At 67.3% G+C, this 25,877-nt stretch carries 25 protein-coding genes and 3 pseudogenes; 19 read left to right on the top strand and 9 right to left on the bottom strand.

Going from position 1 to position 25,877, the window contains the following annotated elements; all coding sequences use genetic code 11:
• Positions 1-8: 8 nt before the first annotated feature.
• Complete coding sequence (locus tag OG306_RS18050) at positions 9-1,661, top strand: ATP-binding protein (protein WP_371665497.1); 1,653 nt, start codon at positions 9-11, stop codon at positions 1,659-1,661.
• 617 nt (positions 1,662-2,278) lie between these two features.
• Here OG306_RS18050 and OG306_RS18055 read toward each other — a convergent pair.
• Positions 2,279-2,619: pseudogene (locus OG306_RS18055) on the bottom strand (tyrosine-type recombinase/integrase); the annotation flags it as partial.
• Positions 2,620-2,694: 75 nt separating this feature from the next.
• On the opposite strand from OG306_RS18055, the gene OG306_RS18060 reads away from it, so the two are divergent.
• From OG306_RS18060 to OG306_RS18085, 6 genes and pseudogenes are all read left to right on the top strand, one after another.
• Positions 2,695-3,222, top strand: coding sequence for a SigE family RNA polymerase sigma factor (locus tag OG306_RS18060; RefSeq protein WP_326604919.1), 528 nt, complete (start codon positions 2,695-2,697; stop codon positions 3,220-3,222).
• A gap of 19 nt (positions 3,223-3,241) precedes the next feature.
• Positions 3,242-4,207 carry a hypothetical protein gene (locus OG306_RS18065; protein ID WP_371665498.1) on the top strand — a complete coding sequence of 322 codons (966 nt, stop codon included), beginning with the start codon at positions 3,242-3,244 and terminating at the stop codon, positions 4,205-4,207.
• 318 nt (positions 4,208-4,525) lie between these two features.
• Entirely contained in the window at positions 4,526-5,068 is a 543-nt protein-coding gene (locus OG306_RS18070; RefSeq protein ID WP_371665499.1) for a UDP binding domain-containing protein, read from the top strand.
• A gap of 26 nt (positions 5,069-5,094) precedes the next feature.
• Entirely contained in the window at positions 5,095-5,520 is a 426-nt protein-coding gene (locus tag OG306_RS18075; RefSeq protein WP_371665500.1) for a MazG-like family protein, read from the top strand.
• Positions 5,507-5,795: pseudogene (locus tag OG306_RS18080) on the top strand (penicillin acylase family protein); the annotation flags it as partial. The gene OG306_RS18075 and the pseudogene OG306_RS18080, both read left to right, overlap by 14 nt.
• A 135-nt stretch (positions 5,796-5,930) precedes the next feature.
• Positions 5,931-7,016 carry a LysR family transcriptional regulator gene (locus OG306_RS18085; protein ID WP_371665501.1) on the top strand — a complete coding sequence of 362 codons (1,086 nt, stop codon included), beginning with the start codon at positions 5,931-5,933 and terminating at the stop codon, positions 7,014-7,016.
• Here OG306_RS18085 and OG306_RS18090 read toward each other — a convergent pair.
• Positions 6,988-8,415 (bottom strand): erythromycin esterase family protein, encoded by a 1,428-nt coding sequence (locus tag OG306_RS18090; RefSeq protein WP_371665502.1) that lies wholly within the window; start codon positions 8,413-8,415, stop codon positions 6,988-6,990. The genes OG306_RS18085 and OG306_RS18090 overlap by 29 nt on opposite strands.
• A gap of 252 nt (positions 8,416-8,667) precedes the next feature.
• On the opposite strand from OG306_RS18090, the pseudogene OG306_RS18095 reads away from it, so the two are divergent.
• Positions 8,668-8,862, top strand: a pseudogene (locus OG306_RS18095) (SDR family NAD(P)-dependent oxidoreductase); the annotation flags it as partial.
• 65 nt (positions 8,863-8,927) lie between these two features.
• Here OG306_RS18095 and OG306_RS18100 read toward each other — a convergent pair.
• Positions 8,928-9,935: a helix-turn-helix transcriptional regulator gene (locus OG306_RS18100; RefSeq protein WP_371665503.1), complete on the bottom strand. Its 1,008-nt coding sequence runs from the start codon at positions 9,933-9,935 to the stop codon at positions 8,928-8,930.
• Positions 9,936-10,061: 126 nt separating this feature from the next.
• On the opposite strand from OG306_RS18100, the gene OG306_RS18105 reads away from it, so the two are divergent.
• From OG306_RS18105 to OG306_RS18120, 4 genes are all read left to right on the top strand, one after another.
• Positions 10,062-10,799 carry an NIPSNAP family protein gene (locus OG306_RS18105; RefSeq protein WP_371665504.1) on the top strand — a complete coding sequence of 246 codons (738 nt, stop codon included), beginning with the start codon at positions 10,062-10,064 and terminating at the stop codon, positions 10,797-10,799.
• 551 nt (positions 10,800-11,350) lie between these two features.
• Complete coding sequence (locus tag OG306_RS18110; protein ID WP_266752281.1) at positions 11,351-11,593, top strand: hypothetical protein; 243 nt, start codon at positions 11,351-11,353, stop codon at positions 11,591-11,593.
• Positions 11,594-12,276: 683 nt separating this feature from the next.
• On the top strand, positions 12,277-13,518 hold the full coding sequence (locus OG306_RS18115; protein WP_266747150.1) for a PP2C family protein-serine/threonine phosphatase: 1,242 nt from the start codon (positions 12,277-12,279) through the stop codon (positions 13,516-13,518).
• 455 nt (positions 13,519-13,973) lie between these two features.
• Positions 13,974-14,204: a hypothetical protein gene (locus tag OG306_RS18120; RefSeq protein WP_266747151.1), complete on the top strand. Its 231-nt coding sequence runs from the start codon at positions 13,974-13,976 to the stop codon at positions 14,202-14,204.
• A gap of 374 nt (positions 14,205-14,578) precedes the next feature.
• Here the strand turns inward: OG306_RS18120 and OG306_RS18125 are convergent, their stop codons facing one another.
• The 4 genes from OG306_RS18125 to OG306_RS18140 form a co-directional block, all read right to left on the bottom strand.
• Entirely contained in the window at positions 14,579-15,022 is a 444-nt protein-coding gene (locus tag OG306_RS18125) for an NUDIX hydrolase (protein WP_266747152.1), read from the bottom strand.
• Positions 15,023-15,052: 30 nt separating this feature from the next.
• On the bottom strand, positions 15,053-15,631 hold the full coding sequence (locus OG306_RS18130; protein ID WP_266747153.1) for an SDR family NAD(P)-dependent oxidoreductase: 579 nt from the start codon (positions 15,629-15,631) through the stop codon (positions 15,053-15,055).
• Positions 15,628-15,843, bottom strand: coding sequence for an SDR family NAD(P)-dependent oxidoreductase (locus OG306_RS18135; protein WP_266747154.1), 216 nt, complete (start codon positions 15,841-15,843; stop codon positions 15,628-15,630). Before OG306_RS18135 ends, OG306_RS18130 begins: the two co-directional genes overlap by 4 nt.
• Positions 15,844-15,966: 123 nt before the next feature.
• On the bottom strand, positions 15,967-16,437 hold the full coding sequence (locus tag OG306_RS18140) for a hypothetical protein (RefSeq protein WP_266747155.1): 471 nt from the start codon (positions 16,435-16,437) through the stop codon (positions 15,967-15,969).
• An 850-nt stretch (positions 16,438-17,287) separates the two neighbouring features.
• Between OG306_RS18140 and OG306_RS18145 the strand changes: the two genes are divergently transcribed.
• From OG306_RS18145 to OG306_RS18170, 6 genes are all read left to right on the top strand, one after another.
• Entirely contained in the window at positions 17,288-17,560 is a 273-nt protein-coding gene (locus OG306_RS18145; RefSeq protein WP_266747156.1) for a hypothetical protein, read from the top strand.
• A 110-nt stretch (positions 17,561-17,670) separates the two neighbouring features.
• Complete coding sequence (locus tag OG306_RS18150) at positions 17,671-17,943, top strand: hypothetical protein (protein WP_266747157.1); 273 nt, start codon at positions 17,671-17,673, stop codon at positions 17,941-17,943.
• Positions 17,944-18,211: 268 nt separating this feature from the next.
• Positions 18,212-18,634: a YjbQ family protein gene (locus OG306_RS18155; protein WP_266747158.1), complete on the top strand. Its 423-nt coding sequence runs from the start codon at positions 18,212-18,214 to the stop codon at positions 18,632-18,634.
• Between the two features lie 228 nt (positions 18,635-18,862).
• A complete protein-coding gene (locus OG306_RS18160; RefSeq protein WP_266747159.1) occupies positions 18,863-19,453 on the top strand; it encodes a DUF5994 family protein in 591 nt (196 codons plus the stop codon).
• Between the two features lie 355 nt (positions 19,454-19,808).
• The gene (locus OG306_RS18165; RefSeq protein ID WP_266747160.1) at positions 19,809-20,156 is read left to right on the top strand and encodes a transcriptional regulator; all 348 of its coding nucleotides are present in this window, start codon (positions 19,809-19,811) and stop codon (positions 20,154-20,156) included.
• Positions 20,153-20,824, top strand: a complete 672-nt coding sequence (locus tag OG306_RS18170) for a nucleotidyl transferase AbiEii/AbiGii toxin family protein (protein ID WP_266747161.1) — start codon at positions 20,153-20,155, stop codon at positions 20,822-20,824. Before OG306_RS18165 ends, OG306_RS18170 begins: the two co-directional genes overlap by 4 nt.
• Positions 20,825-21,115: 291 nt before the next feature.
• Here OG306_RS18170 and OG306_RS18175 read toward each other — a convergent pair whose 3' ends face one another.
• Positions 21,116-22,126 (bottom strand): helix-turn-helix transcriptional regulator, encoded by a 1,011-nt coding sequence (locus tag OG306_RS18175; RefSeq protein ID WP_266747162.1) that lies wholly within the window; start codon positions 22,124-22,126, stop codon positions 21,116-21,118.
• A 126-nt stretch (positions 22,127-22,252) separates the two neighbouring features.
• Between OG306_RS18175 and OG306_RS18180 the strand changes: the two genes are divergently transcribed.
• Positions 22,253-22,990: an NIPSNAP family protein gene (locus tag OG306_RS18180; protein ID WP_266747163.1), complete on the top strand. Its 738-nt coding sequence runs from the start codon at positions 22,253-22,255 to the stop codon at positions 22,988-22,990.
• Between the two features lie 487 nt (positions 22,991-23,477).
• Here OG306_RS18180 and OG306_RS18185 read toward each other — a convergent pair whose 3' ends face one another.
• A complete protein-coding gene (locus OG306_RS18185) occupies positions 23,478-25,721 on the bottom strand; it encodes an APC family permease (protein ID WP_266906131.1) in 2,244 nt (747 codons plus the stop codon).
• Positions 25,722-25,877 lie beyond the last annotated feature (156 nt).

The following is a 25,877-nucleotide window of genomic DNA, read 5'->3' on the forward strand; positions in this document are numbered from 1 at the left end:
AGACGAAAATGACACCGGAACCGATGGCTGAAGTAGTTGCTGTCTACCCGAACCGGGTAAAGATCGCTGTTAACGACATAGAAGCCCTCGCCCATGATGACTTGGTCGAAGTAGGTTCCTACTTGAAGGTCTATGACAGCACTGAGAGTGCGATTATCGCCATCATTGAGAATTACTCCATCGAGTTGCGTCCATCGAAGGATGGTCAACTCGATCGCGTTTATATGATTGAAGCAGTCCCTCTGGGAATTATCGACAGGGATGGGCATTTCGAGCGCGGTGGCGGAGGTATCGCCATCCCGCCCAAAACCGTTTCAATTGCGTTGAAGAACGAAGTTCAAAAGATCTACAACACCGTTGACCGAAAGAATCGCTTCCACTTCGCCCAGTTGGCTCAAGACGAGGAAGTCGATGTTCCCGTCGACGGTAACAGATTCTTCAGTAGGCACATTGCTGTTGTTGGCTCCACCGGTTCTGGAAAATCTCACGCAATGGCCCGCATCATTCAGAAAGCCACGGAGATTAGAGATGAGGAAGCAGGCCAGCAATACGCATTGAACAATACGCATGTCATCATTTTTGACCTTCACGCAGAGTATCGAAGTGCCTTTCCGGAGGCCAACCAGATCGGTGTTGACTCTCTAGTTCTTCCATATTGGCTACTTAACTCTGAAGAGCTACAGGACCTATTTATCGAAAGCAATGAGGAGCAGTCTCACAATCAGATTGCGATCTTGAAAAAGAGCATCACTGAAGGGAAGCGCCTCTCCTTCTCCGGATCCGACGAGCGAAAGGATCTGATTCACTACGATTCGCCACTGTTCTTCGATATCGACAAGGTCCTCAGTGACATCAAAGCCAAAAATGAAGAGCGAGTCACAACTGTTACGGCCACCGGAAAGCCGAGTGAAAAGGCGGGCCCTCTATTCGGCAAGCTTGACAACTTCCTCACGCGTCTGGAAAACAGGAGAAACGATCGCCGCCTGGACTTCTTGCTAGGCGCCCGGGCAAAGAGTACAAAGTTGGAGGAGGTACTGCGTCAGTTCACTGGGTACGTGAAAGGGGCGCACTCCAATGTAACGGTAATCGACCTAAGTGGCGTTCCCTTCGAAGTCCTGAGTTTGACAGTTTCATTGGTGTCTAGATTGCTTTTCGACTATTCTTACTATTTCAAAAAGAGCAACGCGGAGGGGCGTAGCGAAACGCCGCTATTGTTGGTATACGAAGAGGCGCACAAGTACGTTCCAAAGAGTGCACTGTCCAAATACAGTTCCTCGCGAAACGCAATCGAACGAATTGCAAAGGAGGGGCGAAAGTACGGCATTACAGCAGCTATTGTCAGCCAACGTCCGGCCGAAATCTCTGAAACAATTTTCTCGCAATGCAACAATTTTCTTGCTATGCGGCTAACGAATCCCGAAGATCAGAATTATGTGAAGCGGCTAATTCCTGATTCGCTTGGGCCCCTAACAGACGCCCTTCCGATGCTGTCTTCCGGGGAAGCTCTACTCATCGGGGATGCTGCTGTCATGCCATCTCGTGTGCGACTTGACCACGCGCACCCGCCACCATCATCCAGTGACGTCCTATACCTACGTGAGTGGGCACGCCCCTGGCACGACGTTCCCTTTGAGCCGCTCGTGCAGGACTGGGAGAAATAGGCAGATGGTGACCAAAATTCTTGTGTCGCGGACATGTGCCCCTACTTGCAACTCCGCGCAAGCGCTACCCACTCTTAAATCAGCTCCCATCCCTTCCGCCCTGGGCCGCGACGTCTCGGCTTTGCCTGGGTCGAAGGTGGTCAAGATGGAAGCCCCGCGACACGCGCCACGCTCCGGCCCGCACTCGCGAACGGTGCCCGAATCTGTCCCGGCGTCTGAGCGCCCCCGCCGGCGGCATCGGTATAGGGCTGCAGGGGCCGTGTTGCAGCAGACGTGCGAGAGGGCCAAGGCCACTCTCCAACAGGCAATCGATGACAGCGGCTTGGCACGCGATCACGGTAACCGCGCTGTGAATCACGCACTCAGGAAAGCGGCCCTGCCGCGGATGGAAGCCCGTGCCACATCCGTGCCAGAAGGGGCGGATCCCAGCGGTCAAGAGCGGTCAAGCGGGACGTCTCACAACTGATCATCAGCAGCCGTTCGCACTGGTCAGCGTCAAGACTCCCCCTGACAGTCCGGTGATTCCCAAGCTCAGAGCGCGAGTTCGATTCTCGTCACCCGCTCCACACAAAAGCCCCAGGCCAGTGGCCCGGGGCTTCTTTGTTGTCTAGACCGGTCTAAGCGTCACACACCACCTCCGCACCACCTTGACCGTCTTTCCGCTGTTCAGAGGCCTTCCCCCGAGCGGCCCTGACCATCTTGTCCAGCCCACTCGCGACCTCTTTCTGCCGCTCGTGATCCGAGTGCTGATAGATCAGCGCGACCCGCTCGGTCGACTGACCGGCCCGCACCATCATGTCCTTCAGCGTCGGGCTGGAGCAGGTCGTGAGGGTGTGCCCGGTGTGACGGAGATCGTAAAAGCGGAAGTTGCCGGGCGGCCAACCTGCGGCCGAGCACTTCGCCACTTTCGCCCGAAGGTGGAACGGCGGAACGGGTTCCCCCGCTCCGCCAGTGACAAGGTGAACCGTCCATGGCGTCTTAGGGGTGAGAGCGGTTCGCGAGAGCGCGGCCGGAAGGGGAGGACACGGATCGCATGGGCGCGTTCGGCGGCAGACACGAGGACCGGCTGGCGGAGTTCCAGGAGTTCGCGAGCACGGCCGGCCCCTGGCTCTTCCGTACGGCGCTACTGCTGACCGGCGGGGACTGGCACCAGGCGGAGGATCTGGTGCAGACGGCGCTGGCCAGGGCCTTCGCCTCCTGGGGACGAGTGCGGCGCGCGGACAACCGGGACGCCTACGTCCGCACCGTCCTGGTCCGCGTCCATCTCTCGCAACGACGGCTGCGGCGCAGCACGGAGCGGCCCGTCGAGGGGGTGCCCGACAGTGCGTTGGACGTTCATGGCGACCCGGCCCTGCGCGTGGCGCTGCTCGCGGCCCTGGCCCAGCTATCGCCCAAGGACCGGGCCGTGCTGGTGCTGCGCTACTGGGAGGACCGAAGCGTCGAGCAGACCGCCTCGGAGCTCGGCCTGCGCCCGGGCACGGTGCGCAATCGCAGCATGGCCGCGCTGGCCAGGCTCCGCGAACTGCTGGGCAGCGAGCGCGAATCGCTCACCACGATCTGAGAGAAGGGCAGGGACGGACATGAAGCTGGACGAGCACGAACTGAACAAGGTCATGGGGGAAGCCGTCAGCCATGTGCGACCGCCGACGCGCGCCCTGGTCGACGGTGCGACGCGCCAGGGCAGGCGGATGCGCAGCCGACGCCGGATCGCGGTCGGCGCGGGCGTGCTCGCGGTCGCCGGGGTGGTGGCGGGAGCGTCGCTGTTCGGCGCGTACTTCCCGACGTATACGGACGGTGTGGAGACGCTTTCGGCAGGGCCAGGCGCCAAGCCGGGCAAGGTGACAATCCCCGACTTCTCGAAGCTGCCGAAGAATCCGCAGCCGCCGGCCGGGACAGAGCGGATCACGGGGCGGGCGACCGTGCAGACGCTGAAAGAGCTGATGCCCCAGGAACGGACCTCGGGGTACGAGAGCCAGCAGAGTCCCCCGATGGGGTACGAGGTCTTCGGCCGGCTCAACACCGAGGGCTGGCCGGCCGGGGCGGAGGTGCAGGTCAATCTGCAGCCGAGCTTCGGGCGCGACATGTTCGTCCAGCAGCACGGGGCGGAGCTGGCGCACACCCTGAAGGGGTTCTACTCCTGCGAGCACCGCGTGCCGGAGGGCGGGAAGATGTCCGCCTGCCGGGTCTCCAACCTGCGCGACGGCTCGGTGCTGATGGTGTACGAGGACCGGTCCGGGCTGCTGCTGAGGCGGCACGCGGATCTGCTCCGTACGGACGGCACGCGGGTCGTCGTGGGCACGTCCAACGGCGCGGACATCGAGGATGGGCCCGTGGTCGATCTCCACCCACCACTGAGTCTTGACGAGTTGCGCGCGATCGTGACGAGTTCGCGCTGGCAGTACTTCGTAGACCCGCAGGTCAACCAGAAGGCGAAAAGTCTCAAGCCGCACACGGACCGGAGCCAGCAGATCCCGGCCGACGGCTCGATTCCCACCGACGACTCTCCGGGTACCACGGCGAAGCCGTCCAGCTCGACCAAGCACTGATCGTCCCAGAGGCGGACCACGCCGATCACGGCCATCGCGAGATAGTCACGACTGCCAACCACCGTCAGATGCAACCCAGTTCGACCGCGTGGGGCGTTGGTCGGCGACATCTGTGGCGTAGAGGGTGACATGAGCGAGGCCACTGCAGGGCCACGTCGGCGGTCGCGCGGGCGGCGAGGAGATGGGCGAGCGCCTTCTCGAACTGCTCGGGCAGCGTCTCCACGACGACCTTGCCAGGTGTCTTTCGCTGCGTCGATCGCCGCCAGGCGCTCGTGGAGATCCGCGAGAGCGTCCCCTTCCGGCGCCGGGACGAGGTGCTTGCGACGGAAGCGGTGCCCTCGGTGCTCCGCCTTCACCGCCTCCGCCAGCGCCCTCGGAGCCACCGAGGCAGCAACCCTTCTGCGGGCCGCCGAGCAGGTCAACGAGTCCCGTCCCACCGCCGCCCTGAAACTCATCGAGCAGGCCCTCGGCCGCTCCGTCGAGGGCGTGCGCGTCACCATCTGGGGCGCCTCCTTCAAGGCCGGCACCAACGACGTCCGCGAATCCCCCGCCCTGGCAGTCGCTTCCCTGATGCACCAGCGCGGCGCCATCGTCACCGTCCACGACCCGCACGCCGTGCCCACCGCGCTGCGCCGCAACCCCGAACTCGACTACGCCGACGCCCTCGACGACTCCGTCCAAGGCACCGAACTGATCGTCCTGGCCACCGAATGGCCCCACTTCCGCGAGGCCGACCCCAAGGCCCTCGCCCCACTGGTCGCGGACCCGGTCCTCGTCGACCTCCGCAACCTCATCGACGCCGATGCCTGGCGCATGGCCGGATGGACCGTGCGCCAGCTCGGACGACCCGCACAGGAATAGCCGAACCCATCGATCGGAGGTCCGACGTGGACACCCTGTGGGACAACATCGAGAAGCTCTCCGCCGTCTGCCGAGCGGCAGGCGCCCATCTGCCCGACGAAGAACTCAAGAGCCTCCAGGTCGGCAAGGTCGCCGAAGAGGCCGGCGAGGCCATGCACGCCCTCCACGGGCTGAAGGGCCTCACCACCTGCGGCGACGACCACGCCTGGTCCGAGGTCCAGAACGACCTCGTCGGCGCCGTCATCGCCGCCCTCCTGGCCATGCACTACATCGACCCCACTGGCGCCCGCGCCACCTTCGACGAGGTCCTCCACCGCCGCACCCGCAGGGGCCGCGAGGCCACCTCAACGAGGGACGGCACCGCCATGAACAGCACCGCAGCCGGCGCCACCGAACTGCGTAGCGTGCTGGCGTTCGACGGCGACTGCGGACGCACCCTACGCCGACAATGATCTGCGTGCCGTGCTCGGCGATCCGGTACAGGGCGGCCTGGCCAAGCCCTACTGCGGCAACGGTGAGCTGAGCGCCTGCCGGGGACACCCTGCTGGGCGCGCTGCGGCAGGCCGTGGACAAGCCCGCCACCGAGGTCTACCCCGACGACGCCAACTGCGCGGCCGGGGACCAGTGGTGCGCGGACGCCGTCATCCACCGCCCGATCGGCGGGATCAGCCAGAACACCATCAACTGGCAGAACCGGCCCACCTACCAGCAGGTGGTGGAGTTCCCCCGCACACCGCTGATCCGGCACCGGAATCGAGGCACCCGGCCGGTACCCCAACCGGCCGAGCGTGGAGGGCAGTTGCCCGATCGCAGCCCGCTGAAGAGGATGAGCTGAACGCAGGCAGAGGCAGACACCACCTCCGTGCCCGGCCGATGGGACTACCCACCGGCGCTGCTCGATACCACCATGGACCAGCTCCGCACCCTGCTCGCGGTACGCGAGACGGGCAGCGCGCTGGGCGCCGCGAGATTACTGGGCCGCAGCCAGTCCAGTGTGCAGAAGCAGCTCGACACCATGAACCGGAGCTATGGCGAGCTCTGCGGCGAGCCCCTAGTACGCAAGCGGGGCCGTGGCGAGAGCGTGCTGTTCACCGCCACCGGCGTGGCCCTCGCCGAGCTGGCACGCGGCACCCTGGACGGGTGGGCGGAGGGTGCCGAGCGCTGCCGCAGCCGATCCGGCGCCCGGCTCGCCGTCGGCTCCACCCGCTACACCCTCGGCTTCCTGCTGAACGCGGTGGAACGAGTGACGGACACCTTCCAATCGGAAGGAGTGCGGCTGACGGTCGCTCATGTACGTACCGCCGAACTGCTCGGCAAACTCGACAGCCATGACCTCGACCTGGTCTGCGGCAGCACCCTGACCACCGGCGCCGGCGATGAGCGCCTGGCCCGCTATGAGGTGCTGGAGTGGCGGCGCAGCGGTCTGGCGCTGGTCTCCAACCTCTTCGAGCGGCGCCTGCCCTGCCCCACAGTGGCCGTGAGCGAACTGCCCGACTGCCCCCTCGCGGTCTCCTCGGACGGTCTCATCGCCGGCTTCCTGCACGGTTGGTTCGGCGGGCGCTACCGCGAGGAGCTGCGGATCGCCGCCGCCATCGACACCCTCCCGTACGGTCTGGAACTGCTGACCTCCCGGGTACTGCGTGGCTGCCTGCTGGTCACCCAGGGGATCGGCGAGGCGCTGGCCGACGGCTGGCTCCTGGAGGAGAACGTCCAGCCCATCCCAGGGGGCGCGTCCCGGTCGCTGGCAGACAAGGGGCTGCGCACCCTGGAGCTGGTGGACGATGTCTCCTCCGGACTCGCGGTGCTGTCCGGGGCCTTCGTACGGGCCGGTGAGCGCACCGCACTGGCCCCGGGCCATCCGCTCAATCTGCTCTGGGGCGGCCTGCGCCGCGAGCACGCCCGCCACCAGAGCGCCGAGCTCAGTGGTCCAGCAGACCGGCCGCGTTGATCCGGTGCAGATGGATGAGCACATCGTGCGAGGGCAGCAGCGATACGGGGTACACCGCGTGATCCGGGTACGAGGTGCCGATGCTGCGGGTCGGCCGGGCGACCGCCAGCCAGTTGCGGGCCGCCGTCGGCGCGGTGCGCAGGTCCACCATGTAGTCCCGGTAGCGCACCGCGTCCAGGGTGCGCTCGTTGCTGCCCCGCTCGGCGGGACCGACGGTGTACCGGGTCAGCGCGCCGTTCGGCCCGTCGGCGTTGAACGAGCCCTGGTCGAAGGCGAACCCCACGCTCAGATAGGACGAGCCGATCTTGTCGCGGATGAACGCGCCCTGCATCCTCGGGTACTCCTTCGGGGAGTAGGTGTCGTAGGCGACATGGGCGTTGTGCGCGGAGAGCAGCACCCGGTCCCCGGTGTGCCGCTGCCACCACACCGTGTTGTCCGCCATCACCTGGTCGCGGTAGCGCATGGCCGCGGCGCCCTGGGTGGGCTCGGTGAAGTCGTAGCTGTACCCGGTGGCGGTCTGGTCGATGGCACGGGCATGCTGCACCGCCCAGGTGTACGCCTCCTGCTCGGCCTTCCCGCCGCCCGGCCGTTGGCCCTGCAACAGTGCCAGCGCCTGCCCGGTGCGCTGCGCCATCTCCTTCCGCTCGGCGATCGGCTTGGCCAGATAGGCGTGGACATAGGTGTCCACGTCGGTGGTCGGGCGCAGCCCCTGGTACAGAGCGGTGAACTGGGGCAGTAGCGCGGGGAAGCGCTGCCCGACGTACGAGGCCACCCGGTCGTACAGGTCGGGCCCGGCGTAGCCGAAGTCATCGCCCATGAACTGCACCGGGTCGCCGGGGTGCGCCACGTTCCACGAGCGCATCCACTCGATCAGCCGCAGGTATTCCTGGTTCTGCCAGACCTGGTAGGAGTTGCGGAACTCGTCCCGCATGATCTGCCGCGGGTCGCCCTTGCCGTACTGCACATAGTCGTTGAGTCGCTGACCGGTGCTCCAGGGCGCCTCCAGCGCGAAGGTGCGGAAGCCCTTCTCCTGGACCAGGTAGCGGAACGCGCGGTGCTTGAAGGAGAAGAACTCGTGTGAACTGTGGGTGGCCTCGCCGATGCCCACGATGGTGGCGTTCCCCACCATCCGCCCGAACGGGCGCAGATCGCGGAAGCCGCCGGTGGGTTCGGTGGACAGCAGCGGATGCGCGGCGCGCTCGATGGCGCGCACCGCGTCCTTCTCCTGCGGATCGCCGGGGGTGGCCGGGCCGCGGAGGTGAGCCGCGGAGGTGGTGGCGGGGGCGTGCGTCGGTGCCGGCCCCATCGCCTGGACCGGGGCGGCGGCCACCACCAGTGCGCTGGTGCACAGGGCCGCGGAGACCAGGAGCCTGTTCTGCTTTCGCGTTAGTCGTGTCATGGCTTCCAGCGTGGCGAGCGGCCCGGTGATGATCCATCCACCCCACTCCCGGATCCGGGGGTGGGGCTAGGTCCACCGGCGATGGGGCTGGGTCCACCAGGGGGTGGAGGCAGCCCCACCCCGCTGCTTGCTGTGCGCGTGACGCCATCCGCGCCTCCGACACCCCGGTACGCCCCCTTCCAGGGGAGCAAACCGACCGCTTAGTATGCGCCTCGGTGGCGTCCGGCCAAGGGAGTGCTGACAGCGGACACGGTGCGCGGTGCGGGAGTTGTGGTGACCGGGGCGGGCGGCGGAGGTGCCGCGCTGGCCCGCCGATTCGCCGCGGAGGGTGCCCGGGTGGTGGTGAACGACCTGGACGAGGCCAAGGCACGCACGATCACCGAGGAGATCGGCGGGACCGCCGTACCCGGTGACGCCTCACATATCGTCCAGCGCGAGTTCGATTCTCGTCACCCGCTCTTCCACGAGGCCCCAGGTCAGCGATCTGGGGCCTCGTCGTTGCCCAGACTTCTCTAGGCGTCGCGGACCAGCGCACCCCCTGGCCCCTTGTTCTCGTAGGCTCGGGCGAGTATCCCCACGGTGGCGGCCATGGCCTGGCGGAGTTCGGCCGGTGCAACGACCTCGACATCCCCACCGAGCCTCAGCAGCTCGCCGCAGGCGTGCTCGGTGCCCTCGACCGGGATGACCGCCTCGACCCATCCGTCGTCGCCGACGGCGGTCGCGGTGGAGTCGACTGCCCGCACCACCTCCGGGGGGACGTTGTCGGGCAGGCGCCGGCGTCCCCGGGGAGACAGGCGGACGGTGGCTGTGCCGGTGTAGCGGCGAGCCTGGAAGTCATCGAGGTAGGAGACCCAGTACGCGCCCAGGTCGAAGTCCTGCGGCCGGTCGAACCGCTCGTCGCCCAGCACCGCGTCGAGGACTTGGGCGACGCGGTAGGTCGCGGTCCCCTTGTCGGTGGCGGCCACGAGGTACCAGGTACCGGACTTGAGTACCAGGCCGTAGGGGTGGAGGTGGCGATTCACCTCCTGCGGGGCGCGCCAGCGGCGGTAGCGCACATCCACCGCACGCCGGGTGAGCACCGCGTCGACGAACAAGGGGAGATGCGGTATCTGTTCGGGTTCCCGGTACCAGCCGGGGGCGTCCAGGTGGAACACAGCCGCGGCCCGTGCCGCCTCCTCGCGCAGTCCTGCCGGCAGCGCGGCGAGAAGCTTCAGCCGGGCCGCCGACATCTCGGCCGTGAATCCCAGGTCGGCGGCGGGCCCGGGCAGTCCGGCAAAGAACAGTGTCCGCGCCTCGCCCTCGCTCATCCCGGTGAGACGGGTGCGGTAGCCGTCGAGCAGCTGGTAGCCGCCCCCGCGGCCCGGCTCCGCGTAGACCGGGACCCCTGCTGACTGCAGGCGCGCCACGTCACGGTAGGCGGTGCGCACGGACACGTTCAGCTCGTCGGCGATTCCCCGCGCGGACATACGGCCCCGCGATTGCAGCAACAGCAGCACCGAGAGCAGTCGACTGGCAGACATGCGCGCATTCTCCCCGGAAACCCTGACAGCACCTGTCACACAGCTCCCCTACCGTCGAACCACTTCCCGGCTACGACCGAACAGGCCGGGAGCCCTGCACGGAGAACACCGAACAGGAGTCTTGCTGTGCCACCCACCGAACTCGTCGGCCCACTGGCCGTGATCGAGCTTCGCCAGTACACGCTGCGTCCTCGCCGGCGCGACGAACTCATCGAGCTGTTCGACCGGGAGTTCGTCGAATCCCAGGAAGACGTGGGGATGAGTGTGCTCGGCCAGTTCCGGGACCTCGACGATCCGGACCGCTTCGTCTGGTTGCGCGGATTCCGGGACATGGAGGCGCGCCATCGCGCGCTCACGAACTTCTACGGCGGACCCGTCTGGGCCGAGCACGGTCCGCAGGCGAACGACACCATGATTGACTCCGACGATGTCCTCCTCCTGCGCCCCGTGTCGGCCGGGGGCGGCTTCACCGGCTCCCTGTCCGGGCGGCCCCCGGTCAGCGCTACGGCGCCTGACCGGTTCGTGTCCGCCACCGTGTGGTCCTTCCCTCCCGGACGGCAGGACGGCATCGCGCTGATCCGGGACGGCTTCCTCCCCGCGCTCCAGGAGACGGGACCCGCACCGCTCGCCTTCCTGACCACCGAGCACGCGCACAACACATTCGCCGGGCTGCCGGTCCGCGCCGGCGAGAACGTCGCCGCGATCTTCACCTCGTACCCCGACGAGAGTGCGCACCGTCGGCATCTCGCCGACCTGCAAGTCCACCCCCTCGCACGGGACGAGATCCTGCCGGGTGTCGAGCGGGAACAGACAGCGGCACCTCAGGTACTCCGGCTCGGGCCGACCGGTCGCTCGCTGATCTGACTCCGAACCGGCGCCTGGGGAGAGGCGGTCGAGGGCGCCTGCAGCAAGGCCGTGCCACAACGTGCCAGTGAGGACGGTGAACAGCGGACAACACAGGGTTCGCCAGGGCAGCCAGAACAGGGCCAGGAGTCATCATTCCCGCAGGTCAGAGGCCACTCACCTGCCGAAGCGCCGGGTGATTCCCAAGCTCAGAGCGCGAGTTCGATTCTCGTCACCCGCTCCATGACGAAGGCCCAGGTCAGTGACCTGGGCCTTGTTTGTTGTCTAGACCTCTTCGACCTCTCCGTGCCCCCCGCGTGCCCCAACTCGCCGGAATTCCCTGCTCGGAGGGGGCGCGACGCACCACTTGCACCACCTGCCCGCCGGACCTTCTCAAATCACGAGACCCATTTCACGTGACCTGCGACATACGCCAGTCACGTCGCGCGAATTCGCTCCTACAAAACCGCCGTCGAATGAGCCCCGCTGGGCGCGGCCCACAATCGACCGCTCGGCGAGTGAGCCGCGAGAAGCGGCGCATCCTGTGGTGGTGGCGCTCGTTGCTCCGGGACATGAAGAAGATCATCATGCTCGCTACCCTGCCGCTCGCGATCGTCGGCATGGCGGCCCCGGCGCACGCCGACAACGACAGCAACTTCGGCAGCGGCGTCAACGCCGCCAACAACTGGAACTTCACCGAGTCCGTGGCGTGCCTGCAGGAAGTCGCCGCCGTGCCTGTTATCGGTGATTGGGTCGGTGACCACACCAACAACTGCAGCAACGGCAACATGATCGACCACGCCCTGGAAAGCTGAGAAGCTGCGGGTGCCCCGCGCAGTCAGCGACGGCGGGGGGCGCCTGCACGAGACACCTGCCGCGCCTGGGCGGACACTTGCCGGAGGCGGTATCTGGGGACACCGACCCCTGCCCATGCCAGATGCATGCTCATGACTCCCCTGGTCGGAGGTCATCATGCGCATCGGCCACACCGCGGACACCGGCGCCCTTCGGGCCGGGGGCGCCACTGCCGGCACCGCAGCTATTCGGCGCCGACACCGCGAACCCCTGTACCGGCCGGCCGCAGCCAGGTCGCGGAAGGAGGACCCGTTTGAGCAGGGGCCATGCATGCCAACTGTTCTGACCGGGTGGGACATGCCGCCTCTGGCGTAATCGGCTCGTTGGGCCGGTTGGCGGTGTCAGGCTGTACGGGTTGATCACTGTCGTGCGAGGAGCCCTGTGCGTATGGGGCGTGTGAACGTTCTTTCGAGCGGATCGCCGTTGACTGCCCGCTGGATCCGAGTATGTCGGGATGTGCGTCGGGTCGGGGGCACCGTGAGCCGGAATATGTGGCTGGGGTGCTGAAGGCGTCGGCGCCTAGAGGGAGGGAGAAGCTGCTCCCCATCCGGGGTGGCACCGCTTCGTACCGCTTCGTACCGGCTCCACACAACCGACCGCCCACTGAATTCCCATGCCGCGACACGAAGGGATGCAAGCACCGATGTCCGAAGGCGGGCGAAAGCCGAGCAAGTTCGGGGTGGACCGGTCGGAGGGGTTTGGTGAGCGGTTGCTGGGTTTGCTGCTGGACCGGGCTCACGAGATGCCGCCGCAGTTGATCGCCCCGCTCGTTGCGGAAGAGGTGGCCAGGGTCGGTGGCCGGGACCTCTCGATCCTCTTGCAGGACTACGAACAGATGCTGCTGGTGCCGCTGCCGGGCCAGCGGCTGACGGTCGGTGACCCCGAACCGGTCGAGGACTCACCCGCCGGCAAGGCGTTCCTGAGCCGCAGAACGGTAGAGGTACCGCAGGACGGCACCGTGCGGATGTATCTGCCACTGCTGGACGGCAGTGACCAGGTCGGGGCGATGGCCGTCACCCTGGACAGCGTCGATGACGACGACCGGCGGTTGCTGCGCAGACTCGCCGGGCTGGTCGCGGACATGATCGTCACCAAAGACGCCTACACCGACCTGTTCTTCCAGGCCCGACGCAGCGCCCCGATGAGCGTGGCCGCAGAGATCCAGTGGTCGTTGCTGCCCCCGCTGTCGATGACTGTTCCGCAGGTCGAGGTGGCCGGAATTCTGGAGCCCGCCTACGACGTGGCCGGCGACAGCTTCGACTACGCCCTCAACGGCGACATCCTTCATGTGGCCATGATCGACGCGATGGGCCACGGTCTGGACGCGGCGACCATGGCGACGGTGGCCATCGGGGCCTACCGCCACGCGCGACGGGCCAACACCGGTCTGTCCCAGGTGTATGCATTCATGGACAAGGCCATCAATGAGCAGTTCGGCCCCGACCACTTCGTCACCGCCCAGATGATGTGTCTGAACATCGCCACGGGCCGGCTGCAATGGGTCAATGCCGGCCACCCGGCACCGCTGCTGATCCGTGGCCGCGCCGTGGTGGATCGGTTGGAGAGCCCGACCACATTGCCGGTCGGCTTCGGCGGTGAGGAGCCGGTAGTCAGCGAGCGGATGCTGCAGCCCGGGGACCGGTTGCTGTGTTTCACCGATGGCCTGATTGAAGAGCATCAAGCCGGTGGTGAAGAGTTCGGTGAGGAGCAACTCATCGAGTGGACCAACCGAGCCGTCCGTGACCACACGGCGGTGCGGCCGGTGGTGCGCGCGCTCTCCCACGCCCTGAAACAGGAACGAGGCGGCGTCACCAGCGACGACGCGACCATCTTCCTCATCGAGTGGCGCGGCGGCGACGCCGATCATCTCGCCACCCTCGATTGAGCCGACAGCCACCGCCGCTACGGAGCCGACGGAGCCGAAGCCCCCGCAGCCCATCCGCCGTTCGCCAAGCCGCCCTCGGCCCGGAGGACGAGGGCAGCCGTCACCGCCGGAACTGTTGAACCTCCGGACGCCACTTTTGCTTGTCTGCGCTGTGGGCTCATCCCAGGCGGGCGTTCGTCACTCAGCGTGCCTACTTCACAGTAGGCCAGAGCCCACTCTCGCGCATAAAGCCAGAACGCCCCATCGGCGGATAATGGATGCGGGGACGTACACCGCCCCTCCTCCTCACAGCCGGCGCAGCGATTCGACCTGGAGACGGTGCCCTGTCTGCATGAGGCACTCGCCGATGCCCGGCATGAGGGCAGTCGGCAGACCATCCTGGACATCTCCCAAATCTGCTTCGGGGACTCCTCGAATCCGGCGGAAGTGGGCAATCTGCACCGCCATGAGTCCTCATGCCTCGTGGGCCACCGCCGAGCAGCGCGGCGCCCACAGGGCTTGGCACCCCCGCCCTGGTCAGGGACCTGCTCATCCCCACCGGCCGCCGCAAGGGCCAGAGCCCCAGCCTCTCCAGCATCTGCCGGGCGCTGGCCGAGCACGAGAAGACCCAGGCGTGCCCGGAGGCCGTCGAGACGGCGCACGCCGACTTCGCCGCCCTCCAGCAGCGCGACCGCAGCCCCAAGTAGTTACTCAGCGCTACACGCCACCTGGCGGTAGCTATACGAGGACGGGGCCGTGAGGCCCATGAGTTCGTGCGAACTGAAGGAGCTTTGGGGCGAACTCATTGGTCTTCAGCCTTGTCCGGCGGCTCTGGCCCTTGGGTTCACGGGAACCGATGGCTGCGAGTCTGCCCCAGCCCAAGTCGGGCCGGGGCAGCGCCCGGAAGCATCACCCGATGGAGTGTGACGGCAGCCCAGGCGGAACGAGACGGGGCGTCGGCGAGGCCCCTCGACCAGGACACGCCACGGCGAGTCTGCGAGCGTCCGCGGCCGTCGCCGTGCCGGGTTCCCGAATGGAGGACCTCGCCGGTTGAGACAGTCCATTCCCCGCTTCTGTCCGCCTAGTTCGGGATGACCCTCGCCTCGGCAAAGACCCCGTCCCCGACGGCGTCCCGCAGGATGTGTGCGATCTCTTCGGGTTTGAGGTTGATGCCGCCGATCCCGGCCGCAGTCAGCGGGATCTCCTCCAGCGCGTATTCGCCCCGGCCTTCGGCGCTGAACTCGGGTCCGGTTCGGTCATCGAAGGACCATGCCTCGATGCGGGCGAGGTAGAAGAGCTGTCGCTCGTCGTCAGTCTCCAGCGTGTGCAGGAGGCGGACGATGTCGGCCTTGCCGGCGATCTCCTCATGGATCTCCCGGTGGAGGGCGGCCTCCCGGGACTCGTCGGTGGCCTCGACGCCGCCTCCGGGCAGGACCCAGTAGACGGGGATGCCGGGCCGGGTGCGGCGGATGACCAGCATCGTGTCGTTCGGGGTGACGAGGACAGCGCGGACTCGCTCGATCATGTGGTGCTCTTTCCTTGGTTGTTGGCGGTCTCAGTGCAGCAGCCAGCCGCCGTCGACGTGTACGGATTGCCCAGTGATGAACGACGCGGAGGGGCCGACGAGGAACGCGACCAGGGCCGCCACGTCTTCGGGCCGCCCACGGCGGGGAACGCACTGCCGCTGGATCTGGTCTGCAGGGCGGGCCCGGAACTGGGCCGGGATGGCGGTCTCGGCCTCAACCTGGATGGCTCCGGGCAGGACGGTGTTGACGCAGACGCCGTACGGGCCGAGTTCGCGGGCGAGGGAACGGGTCAAGCCCAGCAGCCCGGCCTTCGCGGTGCTGTACGCGACGAGGTTGGTGCGGCCGGCGCGGGCATTGACGCTGCCGATGTTGACGATCCGGCCCCACCGGCGTTCGACCATGCCGGGGGTCACCGCGTGGCAGATGCGGTAGTGGGCGGTGAGGTTCACGTCGAGGGAGTAGTTCCAGGCGGCCTCGTCGGTGTCCTGCCAGGGGACGCGGGGGTAGGAGCCGGCGTTGTTCACGAGGATGTCGATGGGGCCGATCTCGGCGCGGACGAGGTCGGTCATGGTCTGGACGGCGCCGGGGTCGGTCAGGTCGGCGTTCACCGCGATCCCGGGGCTGCCGTCTCGCTCGAAGGCGGCGAGGGGAGCATGGCGTCGGGGTCCTGGGCGAGGTGGTTGACGGCGACGGTGGCTCCCGCGGTAGCGAGTGCCCGTCCGATTTCGGCGCCGATGCCGGTGGCGCCGCCGGTGACGAGGGCGATGCGGCCCTGCAGGGGCCGGGCCTGGAGAAGGCTTTCAAGCAGGGGCAGGGACATTGCTGCTCCGTTCGCCAGGGTTGGAATGAGGGGCCGGTTCGGTGGTGAAGAACGTGTCGAGGGTCGTGAGGGGGTCCTGGCTCTCGGCGAGCTTGATCAGTACGAGCAGGAGGTCGTGGCCGGTCAGCCGGGCTGCCGGGATGACGCCGAGGATGCGCAGGGCGAGGAAGGCGTGGAGCCCGTCCGGGCCGGCGCCCTGCCCCCGCAGACCGTCCAGGGACCGCGTGATGGCCGCGCGGCGGCCGGGCCCGGTATGCCAGGAGTACCGGACGTCGATGTGCCGGGTGCCCTGAGCAGCTCCAAGTGCTCGATGTGTGGGCGGGACTGGGGCAGCAGGGCGAGGCGGAGGGTGCGGGCGTACACGTCAGGCTGGTCGCGGGGAACGAGCCAGCCGCCCAAAGCCATCAGGTACCAGAGCAGGTTCGCGGCTTCGCCCGCGGCGGTGTAGCGGCCGGCGAACTCGAAGTCGAGCCAGCACAGCGGGTCGGCGATGTTGGGTTCGGTGGGGTCCCCCTGCGTCAGCCCAGCAGGCCACCGTCGGTCAGGGGCCAGCACGTGGCGGACGCTGTCGATGATGTCGGCGACGTTCAGCATCAGCTGCCTGCCGTTGGCCGTGACGGTGAAGTCGGCCAGCTCCCGGAGGGTGAGGGTCGTATCGGTGTGGAGCAGGGCGATCGACAGGTCACGGCGCAGGTACCAGTGGTCCAGTCGGCCGCCGGACCGGATGCGGTCGACATGCGCAACGCCTTGTCGGCTTCGCGAGAGCCCCTCACCAACATCACTACCGCGCCGGCAGAGCTTCCGGGAGCCGACTTGCTCACCGCAGTCACCCAGTGAGCGAGGGCGGCCGCCCCGGCTCGGCCCGCCTCGCCTTCAGTGCCGGTATGGCCGGTTGCCGGCCGGTGATGCCGAGGTCAGCAACGTGATCAACACTGAGCTCAGCGACGCCCTCACGACCCTCGGCGCGGTCGTCTGTACCGTCGGCGCGCGGTCCGACGCGGCGGTCGTGGTCAGCGTTGGCAGAGGTGGTGTACCCAAGTGCCCTCACCGACACCCCCCGCAGCGCTGGAGGACCTCTTCTCACGCCCCGACCGCCGAGGGCGATAGGGCACGGGCCGCCCCCACGAACGCCTGGTCTCGTGTGGGTTCGGTGGACCGTCGGCCGGAGTACGGTGAACCCATCGGGATATTTCGAGCGCTCCCACCGCTTGCCGGTATCCCTCTCGGTGAAAGCGAGAGGGACGCAAGCTTTCACAGCAGCGATGTCTTGCCGGAGCAGGAAGACCGGCGGTGGGTCCGGCCGGTTCATCCCTCCGTCCATCGGCAACTCGCCGCGGACAGCACGATAAGGGCGGTGAGGACGCCAACCGTTCCATGACTGGCGGTAGGTGTGAGCCTTCGCCTCACCCCGTGGGCACCTCACCCGCCTGGCAAAGAGGCTGGCATGAGACCTGTAGAACCGATGCCTTCGGCAGGGATGGCCGAGGTCCGTATCGTCGCCGCATCCCCCGAGGCCGCCCGCCGCGTCACAGAAGTTCTGCGGCACTGCTTCCCTGCCACCGAACAGCGCAGCTACCCCGCCGGCCACGATGGCGGGACCCGGCTCCACATCACTGTGGACACCACGCACACGCCCGAGCCCAATGGGACGGCCCTGCCGTGGCTGGTGACCAGCAAGTCAGCCGCGCGTGACCGCCCGCATCCGGACGAGGTCTGAGGGAGCCGGGCCTCAGATAAGCAGCTGCGACAGAATCGGCGCCTCGCCGGGCATCCCAGCACCCCTCCGCCGCGATAAGCACGGCGCCTTTTCTCCCAGAGGTGGCAGTCATGGCATCACTAGCCGACCGGAAGGCGTACCGCGAGAAGATCATGCAGGCTCTGTACGAGGCCACTGAAGGCAACCGCCTTCTGGGGATCACCGGGGCGAAGCTGCTCCAGGAACTCGCGATCCCCCAAGAGGATCTGGCGGCCGCCTGCACCTATCTGGTCGGCGAGGGCCTGATCACGGTCGACTGGGCCGCGGGCAATACGCCGGTCATGATCACGCTGACGCACCAAGGCATTCGACGTATGGAGTCTGAAGAGGAAGAGCACGGTTGACGCGGAGCCCGGGCGTAGTCCGAGCTGCCCGGACTACGCGGTGCCAGGTACTCCAGGTGCCGTTGGCCGGGGGCTGGACGCAAAGGGATGCGTCTGGGGCCGGGCAGGCGAGGAAGTCGCGGTCCAGGTCTCGCTTACGGGACTCGGATGAGACGGCATGAGGGACCTGTCCAGGTACGGGAGCGCGTGTGCCCTCACCGGCGGAGTCCCGGAGGAACAACCCATCCGGCCGTCAGTGCTCGGGCTCCGCAACGGGTATCGGTGAACCATGGCTGGCACCTTCACCACCCGCACGATCAACATCACAACCGGCTCCACGGAGACCCTGCACGACCTCACGAACGCATGCTCCGCGTTCCTCCGAGAGGTCGCTCACGGGCGAAACGGACTGCTGAACATCTTCACCCTCCACGCGACGTCCGGCCTGGCCATCATCGAGACCGGCGCGGGCAGTGACGATGACCTGTTGGCGGCCCTCCGCGACGTTCTTCCCGCGGACGACCGCTGGCAAGACCGCCACGGCAGTCCTGGCCACGGCAGGGCCCACATGCTCCCGGCTCTGGTCCCACCACACGCCACATTGCCCGTAGTCGACGGTGAGCTGGAGCTGGGGACCTCGCAGTCCGTCGTACTGGTGAACACCGACCGGGACAGCCCCGAACGCCAAGTCCGGCTGTCTTTCCTCAGCTGACCACACCACCCACGCGGCCCTGCGGCTGACAGTCCCCTGCCGGCAGCCGGTGCCGTACGAGACCGTCCAGTTGCCCGCACGGGAGGCTCCGTATCGGTCCGGCGGGTCTTACCACGAGTAAGGTGGAACTACCGAGGGCACTTCGTACACCAGTCTCCGTGCTCGTGTCGTTTTCGGCGATTCACGACACCGGGCGGGTTTCGATCGGCCCGGGGCAGGGTCCGCGTCATGATCACGACCATTCGGTATACGCATGCGGTCGAAGGCCGGACCTCTTCACTGCCCCTCCGACTCATGCTGGCGCCGGCCGGTACCGCTCCGGCTCTGCTCGACGGTGCGTGGTGGCCCCGCTCCCGCGACCTCACGGCAGAACTTCCCGCACTGACGGCCGTCCTCGACCCGCTGTGGGGGCGGATCACCCACGTCACGGTAAACCCCACGTTCTGGCCGGTCATCCCACGGAAGGTGCCCGTCGACGGGCATGTGGTGGGTGTCGGCTGGTTCAAGGCCGAGCAAGATCCCCACAAGCTGCTGCTGCTCTCCTACAGCACCGGCCGTTGGGACCTGCTGGTGATTCCGCCGGAGACCATCCCCGCCACAGCCGCCCGGCTCATGGCGGAGGCCGCCTATCCGCTGGGCACCCTCACCGCGAGCGCCCTGATGGAGGAAGCGGAGCAACGCCGGATCGCGGAGGAGATGGAGCTGTCCCTGGTTTCGGTCTGGGACTCCGAAGGCGGCCATGGAGCAAGCCTGCCGACATCACGTTCCCCCGCCCAAGCAATCGTTGCTCAGGTACCAGATGCGGTGGAAGGTATCTGAGTATCGTGGAAACCTTCGAGAGCGCGGCATCGATTCCCGTCCCGCGCCGGAAGAAAGCCCCGGGCCAACAGCCGCCTTCGGTACTCATGCCCCATCCGTGCCCTTCAGAGCGGTCAGCACCGGTCAATAGCGGTACTGAGGCGCCCCCGGATGGCGCCCCCTCAAGGGCATTCCTGCAGTTCAGAGCGGTTTATGGGGGCTGAGCGCCAGTGATTCCCAAGCTCAGAGCGCGAGTTCGATTCTCGTCACCCGCTCCACGTGAAAGCCCCAGGCCGGCGGCCGGGGGCTTCTCTGTTTGCAGCGCTGTGTCACCACTGACCGAGTACCCGGGGGCCTCTTCCTGGATAATCGAGGCATGGCATCACAGCCCAGTATTTCCGATCTCCGCCGTGCCAAGTTCGCCCGGCGCGTGCCCGCAGCACTCACCGAGCTTGCCGGCCCCGAGCACGGCACAGTGAGCCTGCCGCTCCACCTGGCGTGGTCGGGACTGACCACTTTCAACCTCGATCAGCCCCGGCTGCGGATGAGCTACTACCGCATCGTCCTGGCCGAGGGCCAGCACGACGATCTGGTCCGATACCTCAATCGCGGCCTCCTCATCGACCTGTGGCCCACACTGCGCACACTGATCAGCCGTGATGTCCGTGAAGTGTGGGAACGCTCCTTCGACGAACTGGCTCACAGCGCGCAGGCCGCTGCGTGAATCTCACGGATCTCCACCGCCGCTTGCTTGCGGACGTACTCGCCGTAGGCGGTGCCTACCCTCTGGCGCTTACCGGTGGCTACGCGGTCCAAGCGCACGGTCTGGTCGACCGGCTCAGCCAGGACCTCGACGTCGCGACCGAGAACGCCGATCGCATGGACGACATCGCTACTGCCGTGCGTATCGGCTTGGAGCAACGCGGGTGGCAGGTCAGCGCTCTGGAGACAGACCCGCTGTCCGCGCGCCTGATCGTCACCGACCCCGCCACCCGTGAGAAGTGCGAGGTCGACATCCTCAAGGAAGCACTCTGGCGACCGCCCGTACACACCGAGCACGGCTTGGTGCTGTCCCTCGAGGACGTCGTCGGAACCAAGGTCCGCGCGCTGGCCGACCGCGGACTCGCCAGGGACCTGATCGACGTACAGGCCGCCGCGAACCGCTGGAGCCCCATCGAACTCGAAGAGCTCGGACGGCGCCACGCCCGCGACTCCTTCGACCTGAGCGAGCTTCAAGCGCGGCTGGGCGGAGCCGACTGGATCGACGACACGGAATTCGCCGCCTACGGACTCGACGAGCAGGCAATCACCAGGCTGCGGCAGTGGGCACAGACATGGGCCGACGACATCGTGGAACGGCTCCAGGAGCTGGAGACTCCGCACGATGACTGACGACCTCACAGATACCGACCGCTCGGCAAGGATGCGATTCGCGACAGGCTGCCCCACCCTGCAGCTGCCGTGCCCCATCCGTGCCCTTCGGAGCGGACAACAGCGGTCAAGCACGGCCACCAGAGCCCGCACCATCCCCACCTCTGAGCACCAAACAAGCAGGTCAGCGACCTGCACACTGAGCAAGCACCGTTGATTCCCAAGCTCAGAGCGCGAGTTCGATTCTCGTCACCCGCTCTTCCACGAGGCCCCAGGTCAGCGACCTGGGGCCTCGTCGTTGCCCAGACCTCTCTAGGCGTCGCGGACCACCTGCGCACCACCTGGCCCCTTGTTCTCGTAGGCTCGGGCGAGTATGCCTACGGTGGCGGCCATAGCCTGGCGGAGTGCGGCCGGTGCAACGACCTCGACGTCCCCACCGAGCCTCAGCAGCTCGCCGCAGGCATGCTCGTTGCCCTCGACCGGGATGACCGCCTCGACCCATCCGTCGTCACCGACGGCGGTCGCGGTGGAGTCGACTGCCCGCACCACCTCCGGGGGGACGTTGTCGGGCAGGCGCCGACGCCCCCGGGGAGACAGGCGGACGGTGGCTCTGCCGGTGTAGCGGCGAGCCTGGAAGTCATCGAGGTAGGAGACCCAGTACGCGCCCAGGTCGAAGTCCTGCGGCCGGTCGAACCGCTCATCGCCCAGCACCGCGTCGAGGACTTGAGCGACGCGGTAAGTCGCGGGCCCCTTCTCCGTGGCGGCCACGAGGTACCAGGTACCGGACTTGAGTACCAGGCCGTAGGGGTGGAGGTGGCGATCCACCTCCTGCGGGGCGTGCCAGCGGCGGTAGCGCACATCCACTGCACGCCGGGTGAGCACCGCGTCGACGAACAAGGGGAGATGCGGTGTCTGTTCGGGTTCCCGGTACCAGCCGGGGGCGTCCAGGTGGAACACTGCCGCGGCCCGTGCCGCCTCCTCGCGCAGTCCTGCCGGCAGCGCGGCGAGCAGTTTCAGCCGGGCTGCCGACATCTCGGCCGTGAATCCCAGGTCGGCGGCGGGCCCGGGCAGTCCGGCAAAGAACAGTGTCCGCGCCTCGCCCTCGCTCATCCCGGTGAGGCGGGTGCGGTAGCCGTCGAGCAGCTGGTAGCCGCCCCCGCGGCCCGGCTCCGCGTAGACCGGGACCCCTGCGGACTGCAGGCGCGCCACGTCACGGTAGGCGGTGCGCACGGACACGTTCAGCTCGTCGGCGATTCCCCGCGCGGACATACGGCCCCGCGATTGCAGCAACAGCAGCACCGAGAGCAGTCGACTGGCAGACATGCGCGCATTCTCCTCGGAAACCCTGACAGCACCTGTCACACAGCTCCCCTACCGTCGAACCACTTCCCGGCTACGACCGAACAGGCCGGGAGCCCTGCATGGAGAACACCGAACAGGAGTCTTGCTGTGCCACCCACCGAACTCCTCGGCCCGCCTGCCGTGATCGAGCTTCGCCAGTACACGCTGCGTCCCCGCCGGCGCGACGAACTCATCGAGCTGTTCGACCGGGAGTTCATCGAATCCCAGGAAGACGTGGGGATGAGTGTGCTCGGCCAGTTCCGGGACCTCGACGATCCGGACCGCTTCGTCTGGTTGCGCGGATTCCGGGACATGGAGGCGCGCCATCGCGCGCTCACGGACTTCTACGGCGGACCCGTCTGGGCCGAGCACGGTCCGCAGGCGAACGACACCATGATCGACTCCGACGATGTCCTCCTCCTGCGCCCCGTGTCGGCCGAGGGCGGCTTCACCGGCTCCCTCTCCGGGCGGCCCCCGGTCAGCGCGCCGACGCCGGACCGGTTCATGTCCGCCACCGTGTGGTCCTTCCCTCCCGGACGGCAGGACGGTATCGCGCTGATCCGGGACGGCCTCCTCCCCGCGCTCCAGGAGACGGGACCGGCGCCGCTCGCCTTCCTGACCACCGAGCACGCGCACAACACATTCGCCGGGCTGCCGGTCCGCGCCGACGAGAACGTCGCCGCGATCTTCACCTCGTACCCCGACGAGAGTGCGCACTGTCGGCACCTCGCCGACATGCAAGCCCATCCCCTCGCACGAAACGAGATCCTGCCGGGTGTCGAGCGTGAACAGACGGCAGCACCTCAGGTACTCCGGCTCGCGCCTACCGGTCGCTCGCTGACCTGACTCCGAACCGACGCCTCAGGCGAGACGGTTGATGGCGCCTGCGGCAAGGCCGCCCCCACATCGGGAAGGCCGTACCACGACGTGCCAGTAAGGGCGGTGAACAGCGGACAACACAGTGTTCGCCAGGGCAGCCGGAGTGGGGCCAGGAGTCATCATTCCCGCAGTTCAGAGGCCACTCGCCTGCCGAAGCACCGAGTGATTCCCAAGCTCAGAGCGCGAGTTCGATTCTCGTCACCCGCTCCAAGACGTAGGCCCTGGTCAGAGCCTCGATCGTGCCCGCCTGCCGGGAAGAGCGTAAGAACGGCCGCAGTTCCTCCGGCACGCCAGTCGCCCTCTGACCAGTACGGATCGTGCGATCCGTGGTTGCACGCCCGTCGCTGAACACCCTGAGAAACATCGGTCAAGCGGCAGTCGGGGATTCAGGCCGAGGTGGGCGATGTGGTGATCGGCATGCCGCAAAGCCACGAGCGCGGCCACGGGGAGGTGGCTACACGTGGAAAGGGACGGTGGTGATGACGATCTTCGGCAGCGGGCGCAGTGCGTGTCGCAGCCGTGGGGCGATCCTGCTGTGCAGCAGGCGGTACCGCCAGCGCATCGTGACGATCTCCGGCAGGATGACCGTCAAGGTGAGGTCCGGGCGCTTTGCGTGCAGGGCTTCGATGTAGTGGACCAGTGGTGCGACGATCGCGCGATAGGGGGAGACCACTACTTCCAGCGGGAGGTGGTCGCCCCACAGGGTCCAGTACTCGCGGAAGCGTTCGGCCTCGTCCTCCTCGGCGCTGACGTGAAGTGCGAGTACGGGCTGGTGGAGCGAGGCGGCGTAGGCCAGTGCGCGCATGCCGGCCAAGTCCATGGTCGCGATGGGGACGACCGATAGGTGGCGGATCTCCTCGGGTGTCTCCTCGTCCTCTTCTTCCGTCCAGGCGTCGGGGACACCCTCGGGCAGCTGCGAAGTTGTCGCCGGGGACTGTGCCGCGCCGCGGCTGGGGTGTGCGGGGATGATGGGGGTGGGCAACTCAATGGCGTGCGGGTGCAGACGAAGCGCCTTGCCGACGGTCTCGTAGTGGCGCCGGATGCGCATCGTCACCACGAGAAACAGTCCGACGGCGAGCACGGCGACCCATGCGCCCTCGGTGAACTTGGTGATGCCGGCGGTGAGGAAGACGACGGCCGACAGCAGGGCACCAGTGGCATTGAAGAACAGGCTCTTGCGCCAGTGGCGGTCACGCAGGCGCCACCAGTGGACCACCATTCCGGCCTGGGACAGCGTGAAGGCCAGGAAGACACCGACGGCGTACAGCGGGATCAGGGATGCCGTCATGCCGCTGAAGGCCACGTAGACCAGCGCCGCCGCGATCGACAGCAGAATGATCCCGTTGCTGAAGGCGAGGCGGTCGCCCAGGCGCAGAAAGATCTGTGGGGCGTGTCGGTCACGGGCGAGCAGGAACAGCACGCGGGGAAAGTCGTTGTAAGCGGTGTTCGCCGCGAGCAGCAGGACCGCGGCCGTGGCGGCCTGCGTGAGGATGTACAGCGGTCCAGAGCCGAAGCTGCGGTGGGCGAGCTGGGAGAGGACCGTCTCCTGGGTGCTGGGCACGACACCGTCGAGTCGGACCATGGCGACCGTGCCGGCGAACAGCACGATGAGCAGACCAACCATCCAAGTCAGCGTGGTGCGGGCGTTGCGCCACTCCACGGGCTTGAATGCCGGCACCGCGTTGGAGATGGCCTCGATACCGGTCATCGCCGTGGACCCGGAGGCGAAGGCGCGCATCACCAGCAGTACGCCGACGCTCTCCGTGGCGTTCAGGTGCGGAGCCGCAGTGGGGTGGAAACCACGGCCTGCGGCGTCGACGAGGCCCACGGCGACGAGCGCGAACACCGCGATGATGAAGGCGTAGGTCGGCGCGGCGAACAGTGCGCCGGCCTGCCGGATGCCCCGCAGGTTCCCGGCGAGCAGCAGGGCGATCACGCCGACGCCGATCGGGACGGCATCGGTGGCGAGTGAGGGAACCGCCGAGGCGATCGCCGCGACCCCGGAGGCGATCGACACGGCTACCGTGAGGATGTAATCGGTCATCAGGCCGGCGGCGGCGATCAGCCCAGGAACGCGGCCCAGATTGTCGCTGGCGACGATGTACGAGCCACCGCCGTGTGGATATGCGCGGATCGTCTGGCGGTACGACACCCCCACCGCCAGCATCAGGAAGGCAATCGTTGCGGCGATCGGCACGGAGTAGGCGAGTCCCGCGGCGCCGCCGAGCACAAGGACGGCGAGCATGGCCTCGGGCCCGTAGGCAACCGAGGAAAGGGCGTCGGCGGACAGGACGGGCAACGCCACCAGCTTGCGCATCCGCTCCTGCGCGATCGCCGTGCTTTTCAGAGCGGCCCCGAGGACGACGCGTCGCACGTGGTAGCCCAAGCGGCCCAGTCGGCCAGGGGGCCGCTCTCCTGCGGCCTCGTCGGGGGCGAACGGTTGTCCGCCGAGAGGCGAGACGCTGACCAGACGACCCCAACCGACAGGCTGGATCTCCGCAGGGGGCGGAAATCTGCCCAGATCGGAATCCACGGGGAGTGCCCGGTGCCACGCCTCGGGAGCCGACACCCGCCCCCACTCACGCCCTACCCGACGCAGCAGCCGCAGCTGCTCCTTGTCGAGCCCCGGCAGGACGGCCGACGTGCTCAGCGCACCACACCGACCTCCATCACCGTCATCACTCTGCGCATGCGCCATATGGCGCAGTGTCCCCTATGGGCGCCTGCCCAAGCTGCACCTTCGCGGCAACCCTCATCCCTCTCACCGAAGGAGCGCCGCAGCCTCGACGGCTTCCTCATCGAGTGGTGTGCATCGTGAAGTAGCAGGTCACGGGCCTGGTGTGCGTCGGTATCG

This window comes from Streptomyces sp. NBC_01241 (genome assembly GCF_041435435.1).
Taxonomy (GTDB): Bacteria; Actinomycetota; Actinomycetes; order Streptomycetales; family Streptomycetaceae; genus Streptomyces.

Excerpts from the sequence above, each read along its gene's own strand:
- OG306_RS18140 (WP_266747155.1), bottom strand. The coding sequence starts at position 16,437 with ATGCTGAACGTCGCCGACATCATCGACAGCGTCCGCCACGTGCTGGCC.
- OG306_RS18115 (WP_266747150.1), top strand. The coding sequence starts at position 12,277 with ATGTCCGAAGGCGGGCGAAAGCCGAGCAAGTTCGGGGTGGACCGGTCG.
- OG306_RS18100 (WP_371665503.1), bottom strand. The coding sequence starts at position 9,935 with ATGTCTGCCAGTCGACTGCTCTCGGTGCTGCTGTTGCTGCAATCGCGG.
- OG306_RS18110 (WP_266752281.1), top strand. The coding sequence starts at position 11,351 with ATGAAGAAGATCATCATGCTCGCTACCCTGCCGCTCGCGATCGTCGGC.
- OG306_RS18185 (WP_266906131.1), bottom strand. The coding sequence starts at position 25,721 with ATGGCGCATGCGCAGAGTGATGACGGTGATGGAGGTCGGTGTGGTGCG.
- OG306_RS18090 (WP_371665502.1), bottom strand. The coding sequence starts at position 8,415 with ATGACACGACTAACGCGAAAGCAGAACAGGCTCCTGGTCTCCGCGGCC.
- OG306_RS18120 (WP_266747151.1), top strand. The coding sequence starts at position 13,974 with ATGCCTCGTGGGCCACCGCCGAGCAGCGCGGCGCCCACAGGGCTTGGC.
- OG306_RS18175 (WP_266747162.1), bottom strand. The coding sequence starts at position 22,126 with ATGTCTGCCAGTCGACTGCTCTCGGTGCTGCTGTTGCTGCAATCGCGG.
- OG306_RS18065 (WP_371665498.1), top strand. The coding sequence starts at position 3,242 with ATGAAGCTGGACGAGCACGAACTGAACAAGGTCATGGGGGAAGCCGTC.
- OG306_RS18155 (WP_266747158.1), top strand. The coding sequence starts at position 18,212 with ATGGCTGGCACCTTCACCACCCGCACGATCAACATCACAACCGGCTCC.
- OG306_RS18135 (WP_266747154.1), bottom strand. The coding sequence starts at position 15,843 with ATGTCCCTGCCCCTGCTTGAAAGCCTTCTCCAGGCCCGGCCCCTGCAG.
- OG306_RS18125 (WP_266747152.1), bottom strand. The coding sequence starts at position 15,022 with ATGATCGAGCGAGTCCGCGCTGTCCTCGTCACCCCGAACGACACGATG.
- OG306_RS18165 (WP_266747160.1), top strand. The coding sequence starts at position 19,809 with ATGGCATCACAGCCCAGTATTTCCGATCTCCGCCGTGCCAAGTTCGCC.
- OG306_RS18160 (WP_266747159.1), top strand. The coding sequence starts at position 18,863 with ATGATCACGACCATTCGGTATACGCATGCGGTCGAAGGCCGGACCTCT.
- OG306_RS18050 (WP_371665497.1), top strand. The coding sequence starts at position 9 with ATGACACCGGAACCGATGGCTGAAGTAGTTGCTGTCTACCCGAACCGG.
- OG306_RS18145 (WP_266747156.1), top strand. The coding sequence starts at position 17,288 with ATGAGACCTGTAGAACCGATGCCTTCGGCAGGGATGGCCGAGGTCCGT.
- OG306_RS18060 (WP_326604919.1), top strand. The coding sequence starts at position 2,695 with ATGGGCGCGTTCGGCGGCAGACACGAGGACCGGCTGGCGGAGTTCCAG.
- OG306_RS18150 (WP_266747157.1), top strand. The coding sequence starts at position 17,671 with ATGGCATCACTAGCCGACCGGAAGGCGTACCGCGAGAAGATCATGCAG.